Consider the following 9,002-nt stretch of genomic DNA (forward strand, 5'->3'; position numbering starts at 1 on the left):
TGGTGCAGGGACTGGCACAGGCGCTCGGCGGCTGGGCCGCGTACCTGCCGGCAGACGGCGGACCCGAGACCACTTGGCCGGCCAGCACGGCGGCGCTGCTGCCGCACCTGCGCGAGGAAACGGCGCGGCTGAATCTCGCGGGCGCGCATTCCGCGGCGACCTTCTGGCTGCATGGCAGTCCCGTGGTGGAGTATCCGATTCTGGTGGGCCGCCGGATCGAGGGCTTCCTGGCCATCGGGTCCGGCCGCACCCTGGCCAAGGCGGACCGGCAGATCATCATGACCGTCTGCGTGCTGCTGGCGCTCAAGGCCCAGCAGCACGAGGAGCTGACCGGCACTTCCGCCGTGCTCGGGTCCGCGGTGGCCAAGCTGGTTGTCCGCGGGCATGTCGAGGCGGCCCGGCTGCTGGCCGCCGACGTTGGCCTCGGCCCACTGCCCGAACGGGTGCGCCTGCTCGCGGCGCGGACGGATGACGGGGACCTGCGCGCCCTGGCTGCGTCGGTTTCCGGGCTGCCCGCGGAGGAGGACGTCCGCGGGCTCGCGGCCGCGTTGCCGGCGTGCCCGCTGCGCTTCGCCGAGGACGGGCTGGGCTTTTTCCTACTGGACCCCGCTGATCTGGTCGTGCCGCCAGCGCCGGAGCAGGAGGAGTACGACGGCGGACTGTTGCCGTGGGAGGCGGAAGTTTCTGAGGGCAGCAGGGCACCGGAGGCCTCGGCCGCTCCGGGAACCGGCGCGGCCTGGACCGAGCCGGTTCCCCTGGCAGACATCCCCGCCAAGGCCGCAGCACTCCGTCGGGCGGCACTGCAGGCACCAGCCGGCCGGCTCGTGGGAACCTCCGGCGATGATGATTCCCGCGCAGACCGCTGGGCAGACACGCTCGCCGGCTACCAGCGCGCCGACCTCCTCGGCACCGTCGCGGCCTACCTGCGCCGCCGCGGGCACTGGGAGGACACCGCCCGCGACCTCGACATCCACCGGAACTCGCTCCGCCACCGCATCGCCGTCGCTCAGAAACTCCTCGGCGTCAGCCTCGACGACCCGGACACCGCGGCCCACCTCTGGCTCGCCCTGCGCCGCCGCGGCCACTGACTTCCAGCCGACGAGTGCTCAGCAGATGCCCATTTTCACCCTGAAAAGGGGCATCTGCTGAGCACTCGTCGGGCGGGCAGTCCTAGACTGGCCGAGGACGCGTAAGTTCTCCCGGCAGCTGCAGGCCCGGGCCCGTGGCTGCCCTGACCAAGCAAGGGAGCCAGGATGGACATGGAACCGGAGGACGTCGACCTGCTGGTGGTCGGCGGCGGCAAGGCGGGCAAGACGCTCGCGATGGACCAGGCACGCGAGGGCCGCAAGGTCGCCATGGTGGAGCGTGCGATGATCGGCGGCACGTGCATCAATGTCGCCTGCATCCCGACCAAGACGATCATCCACAGCGGCCGCGTGCTCGAGGAAGTCCGTCGGGCGACCGAGTACGGCATCACGGGCGTCGAGGATCCGCGGCTCGACATTGATCTGCTGCGGCACCGCAAGGAGGACGTGGTCGGCACGATGGTCAAGGGCCAGCAGTCGTCCTTCACGGATTCCGGCATGGACTTCATTCTCGGCGAGGCCAAGTTCACCGCCCCGCGGACGGTCGAGGTGACCCTCAATGATGGCGGGATACGCACCCTCCGTGGCACCGACGTCGTACTTAACCTTGGCACCGAGCCCGCGCTGCCGCCGATCGAGGGGCTAGCGGAGGCGAACGTGCTGACCAGCAACACCATGCTGAAGCTCCAGGCACTGCCGCGAAGCCTGATTGTCCTGGGCGGCGGATATGTTGGCTGTGAGTTCGCGGACCTGCTGAATACCGCCGGAGTGGAGGTGACGATCGTGCAGCGCGGTAAGCAGCTGCTGCCGCGCGAGGATCCCGAGATCGCCGCGGCCGTGGAGCAGAACTTCGCCGACGCCGGCATCAGCGTGCGGACCGGTGCCTCCGCAGAGCAGGTCTCGCGCGCCGCCGACGGGACGGTGTCGGTGCGGCTGGACTCCGGCGAGACGCTGCAGGCCGACGAGCTGCTTGTGGCGCTGGGCCGCATGCCGGTGACGGACGCACTCGGCCTGGAGACGGTGGGCGTTGAGCTCGATGACCGCGGCTTCATCCGCACGGACGAATTTTTGCGGACGACGGCGGAGGGCGTGTGGGCGGCCGGGGACGTGGCTGGATCGCCGCAGTTCACGCACGCCTCGTACGACGACTACCGGATCCTGAAGGCCAACCTCGCCGCGCCCCCGGACCCGGCGCCGCCGCGCAGCACCGAGGGCCGGCTCATTCCGTACTGCGTGTTCACCACGCCCGAACTCGGCCGGGTTGGCTTGACCGAGCAGCAGGCGCGCGAGGCCGGGCATGACGTACGCATCTTCCGGATGCCGGCGGCCGCGATTCCGCGGGCGCGGACGGTCGGGCACCTCGAGGGCGTGTGGAAGGCGGTGGTGGATGCACGGACGGACAGGATCCTTGGCGCCGCCATGCTGGGCGAACAGGCCAGCGAGGCGATCGCCGTTGTCCAGATGGCCATGCTGGGCGGGCTGGAGTACACGGCCGTCCGCGACGCGATCATCACGCACCCGACGATCGCCGAGGGCCTGACGCTGCTGTTCACTCCGGCCTACCTGGAGGCGTGAGCCGTGTTCTCCCAACGACTGCTCAGCAGATGCCCCTTTTCGCCCACAAGCGGGGCATCTGCTGAGCAACGGATCGGGGGAAGAGCGGGCGGGTCAGTGGCGCAGCCACTCCAGCACGGACTCGGTGTGCTCGCCCAGGGCCGGCGGGGCGCTGGTGCGGGTCTCGAAGCCGGGGGACCAGGTGATCGGGTGCCGAACCTGCCGGCCGACGGTTTCCCCGGAGGCGTCCTGGACGTTGATGGTCGGCTCCAGGCCGAGGGACTCCGCGTAGTCGATGCCGGCGTCGATCGTGGCCACCGGTCCTGCCGGCACCCCGACGCCGACCAGCTTGTCTTGCCAGACCGAAGCGCTGGTCGCGGCGAGGGCCTGCTCGAGCAGCGGGATCAGTTCCGTGCGGTGCTTCACCCGCGCGCTGTTGGTCGCGAAGCGCTCGTCGTCGGCGAGCTCCGGCCGGCCCAGCACCTCGGCGAGCCGCCGGAACTGCCCGTCATTGCCGCAGGCCACGGCGAGCGGCCCATCCGCGCATTCCAGCAGCTGGTACGGCACGATCGAGGGGTGCTCGTTGCCCATCCGCTGCGGAACCTTGCCGGCGCCGAGGTAGGCCTGCGCCTGGTTCGCCAGCGCGCCCTGCAGGCTGGAGAGCAGGTTGACCTCCAGCCGCGTTCCACGCCCGGTCGCGGTGCGGGCCTGAAGCGCGGCGAGGATCCCGATCGTCGCATCCTTCGCGGTCAGCACGTCCACCAGCGCGACGCCGGCCTTGTACGGTGAGCCGTCGGCGTCGCCGGTGATGCTCATCAGCCCGCCGACGGCCTGCACAATGAAGTCGTAGCCCGGCAGCGCCGCGCCCTGCGCCGACCCGAAACCCGAGATCGAGGCATAGACCAGTCCCGGGTTGTCGGCCGCCAGCTCCTCGTAGCCCAGCCCGAGCTTCGCCATCCCGCCCGGCTTGAAATTCTCCACCAGCACATCCGCCCGCAATGCGAGCTCGCGCGCCAAAGCCAGGTCTCCGCCGTCGGACAGGTCCAGGCACACGGACTCCTTGTTCCGGTTGACGCTCTCGAAATACGTCGCTCCGGTTGCAGAGAACGGCGGGCCCCAGCTGCGCGTGTCGTCACCGGCGCCCGGCCGCTCCACCTTGATGACCCGCGCGCCCAGATCCGCCAGCGTCATCGTAGCCAGCGGCCCGGCGAGCACGCGGGAGAAATCCGCAACCAGCACACCTTCCAGCGGGCGGGGAACGGACGACGGCGGGAGGTCGGGGTGCGTAGGCATGGTGCCCTTTCGGCGGGAAGAGTGACCGGCGGAGCCGCTGCTTCGTGTAGGAGTCACCAGCTGGGCCGCTGCAGGTTCGGGATTGGCGACCAGTCTAGGAAGGTCGAGGGCGCGCCGCATTGGATGATCCAGCCCGAACTTGGACGGAATGCACAAGGCTGCTCCAGGACAGCAGGCGCCGGGCGCTGGAACCCGGGGAATGGCGGTCCGGCGGGAGTGCGGGCAGGACTACCATGTGCCCATGGAGGACGGGCGGCTGTCCCGCGACGATGCGGGAAGTGCGGAGGCGATCCTGGCCGGGCTGAAGGCGCTGGAATCGTTCAATGCCCGGGATGCCGAGGCAGACGAGATCGAACCCGGCTCGGCGCTGGCGCTGCTGGAGGCGCAGTTCGCCTCGTCGCACGGGGTGGGGCTGCTGCTGAAGCAGTCGCTGGCGGCGGCGATGGACAACCTGCAGGCGCTGCGGCGGCTGCTGTTCGCCGACGCGTCGACCGGCGCCGCCTCGTACCGGCTGTACACGCATGCCCCGTATTCGCTCGTGCGCACGGTCATCGAGTGCGGATCGACGGTGCTGTGGGCGCTGCTGCCGGAGGACGGGCGGGAGCGTGCGCGGCGGAGCCTGGTGCTGATTGCCCGCGATGTCTTCAACGCCGCATCGTTCTGGGACACGTATCTGGAGGAGTTCCATCCGGAAAGGCATGCGGAAGCGGTGGAATACTTCGACGGGCTGCGCCACGAGGTGAACGCGTCGGCCGCAGCGATGGGACTGCCGCCGATTTTCTCGCGCAAGGCCGACGGCCGCTGGGGCTACACGACGAAGAACCGCACACAGACGGCGATCCTGAAGGACCTGCAGGCCGAGGATCAGTTGCCGCCTGAATTGCTGTACGTCTGGCAGTTCTGCAGCGGCTATTCGCACGGGCTGGTGTGGGCGTCGGGCAACGGCGGCTTGGAGCCAAGCCGGCTGGATGCGGGAGAGGGGGCTGGGGGCGCGGAGCCGGGTGTGCTGCAGGCGTCTGGCGGTGACGAACCGGCCATGCTGCATGCGCCGGATGGTGCCGAGCCGGGTGTGCTCGGAGCATCGGGCGGCATGGAGCAACTGCAGCGGGTGTGCCGGGTCGCCTTCGATGTGGTTCCGCGTGCGTGGGAAGTGTTCGATCTGCGGCGCCGCGCCTGGCCGCTGATCTGAACGGCCTGATCTGAACGGCTGATCTGAACGGCTGATCGGGACAGGTGCGCTGGCAACAGCGCTGATCGGGACAGGCGTGCTGAAACGGCGGCGTGCGTCCTAAATATGTCGGAAGCGAAGCTTTTTCACGGGCTGGAGGTAGCCAAGTCGCCCGCGTGCTGGGCCGGCGAAAGCCATGACAGGGACGCGCACCGGAAGCGAAACCTGCAGCGGCAGGAGGCTCCGCCGTCAAAATTCAGCAGGAAGGCCCTTGCCAAATAAAACATCCACTAATACAGTTTTTCCGTGATGCCGCTCACGTGACTAGCATCACAGCGGGGGAAATGGGGCTTCCGCACCGATCAGCTTTTCTTTGACTCATCGTCCTGAAGGAGCGCAATGTCCGCCGAAATGACGAGGCCCGCTGGGGAGGCCGGCATCGACGAGGATGCCGAACACCTTGCCAGCCTTGGCTATTCGTACGATCAGCAATTCAAGCGCGAAATGACTTTCTGGGGGAACGTGTCCCTCGGCTTCACCTACCTCTCTCCCGTGGTGGGCATCTACTCGCTGTTCGCTGCGTCGCTCGGAATCGCCGGGCCGCCCATGTTCTGGTCGCTGATCATCGTCGGCGCCGGCCAGCTGCTGGTCGCCACCGTGTTCGGCGAAGTGGTCTCCAACTACCCGGTGGCCGGTGGCGTGTACCCCTGGTCCCGGCGCTTGTGGGGCCGCAAGTGGGGCTGGATGAACGGCTGGGTCTACCTCTGTGCGCTGCTGGCCACGATCGCCAGCGTCGCCTACGGTGCCGGACCGTTCCTCAGCGCCCTGCTCGGCATGGAGAGCAGCGTGGACTCGGTCATCCTGGCCGCGCTCGCCGTGATCCTGCTGGCGACCATCCTCAACCTCGGCGGCACGAAGGTGCTGAACAAGGTGGCGATGCTGGGCCTGCTGGCCGAGCTCGGCGGCGCCCTGGTGGTGGGCTTCTGGCTGATGCTCGCCGCGCGCCAGCACGACCTGAGCGTGCTGTTCCAGAGTTTCGGCGCGGGCGAAGGCAGCGACTACTTCATCGCGTTCGCTGCGGCGGGCCTGATCGGTATCTACCAGTACTACGGGTTTGAGGCCTGCGGTGATGTGGCCGAGGAAGTGCCGAACCCGGGCCGGACGATTCCGAAGGCGATGCGCATGACCATCTACATCGGCGGCTTCGCGGCGATGTTCGTCTGCCTGTCGCTGATCCTGGCCGTGCCCGATTTCGGTGCCGTGATCAGCGGGGCCGACGCCGATCCGGTGGGCAATGTGCTGCTCTCCGCTTTCGGTCCGGTCGGCTTCAAGGTGGTCCTCGCCGTCGTCCTGATCTCCTTCGTCTCCTGTGTGCTCAGCCTGCAGGCCGCCTCCTCCCGGCTGGCCTACTCGATGGCCCGCGACGGCATCCTGCCGGCGAGCAAGCTGCTGTCCAAGTTCAGCGAGTCCCGCCACGTGCCGCCGTACGCGCTGCTGCTGGCCGGCCTGGTCCCGGCGCTGATCGTGGTCGGTTCCAAGGTCTCCGAGGACGCCCTGGTCACCATCATTTCCTTCGCCGCGATGGGCATGTACATGGGCTTCCAGATGGTGGTCCTGGCCTCGCTGCGGGCCCGGCTGAAGGGCTGGAAACCGCGCGGCGCGTTCCAGCTCGGCGCCTGGGGCATCCCGGTCAACATCGCGGCCCTGGCCTGGGGCGTCATCGGCATGGTCAACATGGCCTGGCCGCGCACTCCCGAGGCCGGCTGGTTCGCCAACTACCTTGTCCTGATTTCCGCCGTCGGCGTGGTCCTGCTGGGCCTGGCCTACATGGCCTGGAAGAAGCCCTACCTCATTGGCGACGCTCCCGCCGGCGACGCCGTCCCGTCCGCCCCGGCACGCTCGTTCGACATCTAGAGCGCGCCGGCGATCCTCCAGCACCAACAGCAACGAAAGCAAAGGTTCCATCCATGAGCACGCCCACCGTCGAGGTTCCCTACCTGGACATCTCGGATCCGTCCTTCGCCATGCAGTCCGAAGAACTCCGCAATGCACGCGAAGCGAGCTGGTACGCCCGAACCAATTTTGGGCTAGCCGTGCTGCGCTACGACGAGGTCAGCAAGCTGCTCAAGAGCCCAAAGCTCTCGCAGGGCAGCGGCAAGTGGCCGGCCCACAACGGCGTCCACTCCGGGCTGTTCCACGACTGGTGGACCAAGAACCTGCTGGTGCTGGAGGGCGAGGACCACCACCGGATCCGCCGGCTGCTGAATCCGGCCTTCTCGCCACGGCTGATCAAGGAGCTCGTGCCGCGCTTCCAGGCGCTGGCCACCGAGCTGGTCGACGCCTTCATCGACAAGGGCGAGTGCGAGTTCATCCGCGACTTCGCCGAACCGTACGCCACCCGCGTGCTGACCATCCTGCTCGGCATCCCGGAGAGCGAATGGCCCAAGATCGCCCGGTTGGCCTCCACGGTGGGCCTCGCGCTCGGCGTGACCTTCAAGCAGGACCTGGACAAGGTGGAGGCCGCCGTAGCCGAGCTCTACGACTACGCCGAGGAGCTCATCCGCGACCGCCAGGCCAACCCGGGCGAGGACTTCGTCTCCCGCCTGGTGCTGGCCAGCCGCGACGGCGACCGGCTCAGCGACGAAGAACTGCGCAACGCGCTGGTGCTGCTGATCTTCGGCGGCATGGACACTACGCGCAACCAGCTCGGTCTGGCCATGCAGTCCTTCATCCGGAACCCGGAGCAGTGGGACCTGCTGGCCGAGCGGCCGGACCTGGGCCAGAAGGCGGTGGAGGAGGTCATGCGCACCAACCCCACCGTAACCTGGGTCACCCGCGAGGCCGTCGAGGACTTCGAGTACCAGGGCCTCGCGATTGAAAAGGGCACCACCGTGCACCTGTTCACCCAGTCCTCCGGCACGGACCCGCGGGCGTTCCCGAACCCGGAGATGGACCTGCTGGGCGAGCATGCCCCGCACTACGGCTTCGGCGGCGGCGTCCACCACTGCCTGGGCCACTTCGTCGCCCGCGCCGACATGAGCGAGGCGCTGCCGCTGCTGGCCCGGCGGCTGGCCAACCCGCACCTGACCGGCGGCGACGAGTGGCTGCCGGACTCCGGCAACACCGGCCCGATCCGCCTGCCCATCGGCTTCACCAAGCGCTCCTAGCACCACACGCTCTTAGCGCCACACAGCACCACCAGGAAGGACTTTCCCATGCGAACCATCGACGTCGACCGCAGCCTCTGCGACAACCACGGCCAGTGCGCCATCGCCGCCCCCGAGGTGTTCCGGATGAACACCGACGGCGTGCTCGAATACGAACCGACCTTCGACGACGCCCTGCTCGACGAGGTCGAAGAAGCCATCGACGTCTGCCCGGTGCAGGCCATCTTCCTGAAGGACTAGGGGAGGCTGACCATGGCCCGCAGGATCATCGTGGCCGGCGCGTCGATGGGCGGCCTCCGCGCCGCCGAGCAGCTGCGCTCGGCCGGCTGGGAGGAGGACATCGTCGTCGTCGGCGATGAAGTCCATCCGCCCTACAACCGCCCGCCGCTGTCCAAGGAACTGCTTGCCGCCCCCGGCTCGGCCCAGGAGGCACTGGCCTCCATCACCCTGCGCCAGCGCCGCTCCGCCACCGGGATCGACTGGCGGCTCGGCACCGCCGCGGCGGGATCGGACCTGGCCGCGCAGACGCTGACCCTGGCCAGCGGCGAAGAGCTGGCCTACGACGGCCTGGTCATCGCCACCGGCCTGCGCCCCGCACGGGTGCCGGCACCCGGTCCGCTGCACGGTCGGCACGTCATCCGCACGCTGGAGGACACCCTCGGCCTGCACCGCGAGCTGCGGCCCGGCAGCCGCGTGGCAGTGGTCGGCGCCGGCTTCATCGGCTGCGAAGCCGCG

General features: G+C 68.9%; 8 protein-coding genes. 7 read left to right on the forward strand and 1 reads right to left on the reverse strand.

The features are described 5' to 3' along the window. Together D477_RS19120 and D477_RS19125 are read left to right on the forward strand one after the other, a co-directional pair. Positions 1-1,088 (forward strand): helix-turn-helix domain-containing protein (locus tag D477_RS19120; RefSeq protein ID WP_043847727.1); only part of this gene is annotated, 1,088 nt, incomplete at its 5' end. 165 nt (positions 1,089-1,253) lie between these two features. Next, positions 1,254-2,660, forward strand: a complete 1,407-nt coding sequence (locus D477_RS19125) for a dihydrolipoyl dehydrogenase family protein (protein WP_005273944.1) — start codon at positions 1,254-1,256, stop codon at positions 2,658-2,660. Between the two features lie 93 nt (positions 2,661-2,753). On the opposite strand, the gene D477_RS19130 is transcribed toward D477_RS19125, so the two are convergent. Further along, on the reverse strand, positions 2,754-3,932 hold the full coding sequence (locus tag D477_RS19130; protein ID WP_043847728.1) for a CaiB/BaiF CoA transferase family protein: 1,179 nt from the start codon (positions 3,930-3,932) through the stop codon (positions 2,754-2,756). A gap of 241 nt (positions 3,933-4,173) precedes the next feature. Between D477_RS19130 and D477_RS19135 the strand changes: the two genes are divergently transcribed. The 5 genes from D477_RS19135 to D477_RS19155 form a co-directional block, all read left to right on the forward strand. After that, on the forward strand, positions 4,174-5,121 hold the full coding sequence (locus tag D477_RS19135; RefSeq protein ID WP_150110206.1) for a hypothetical protein: 948 nt from the start codon (positions 4,174-4,176) through the stop codon (positions 5,119-5,121). Positions 5,122-5,499: 378 nt separating this feature from the next. Continuing rightward, entirely contained in the window at positions 5,500-7,014 is a 1,515-nt protein-coding gene (locus tag D477_RS19140; protein WP_005273952.1) for an APC family permease, read from the forward strand. A 53-nt stretch (positions 7,015-7,067) separates the two neighbouring features. Next, positions 7,068-8,267, forward strand: coding sequence for a cytochrome P450 (locus tag D477_RS19145; protein ID WP_005273954.1), 1,200 nt, complete (start codon positions 7,068-7,070; stop codon positions 8,265-8,267). 48 nt (positions 8,268-8,315) lie between these two features. Then, complete coding sequence (locus D477_RS19150; protein ID WP_005273960.1) at positions 8,316-8,507, forward strand: ferredoxin; 192 nt, start codon at positions 8,316-8,318, stop codon at positions 8,505-8,507. A 12-nt stretch (positions 8,508-8,519) separates the two neighbouring features. Next, positions 8,520-9,002 (forward strand): FAD-dependent oxidoreductase (locus tag D477_RS19155; protein ID WP_005273962.1); only part of this gene is annotated, 483 nt, incomplete at its 3' end.

Source organism: Arthrobacter crystallopoietes BAB-32 (genome assembly GCF_000328305.2).
In the GTDB taxonomy this organism is placed as follows: Bacteria; Actinomycetota; Actinomycetes; order Actinomycetales; family Micrococcaceae; genus Crystallibacter; species Crystallibacter crystallopoietes_A.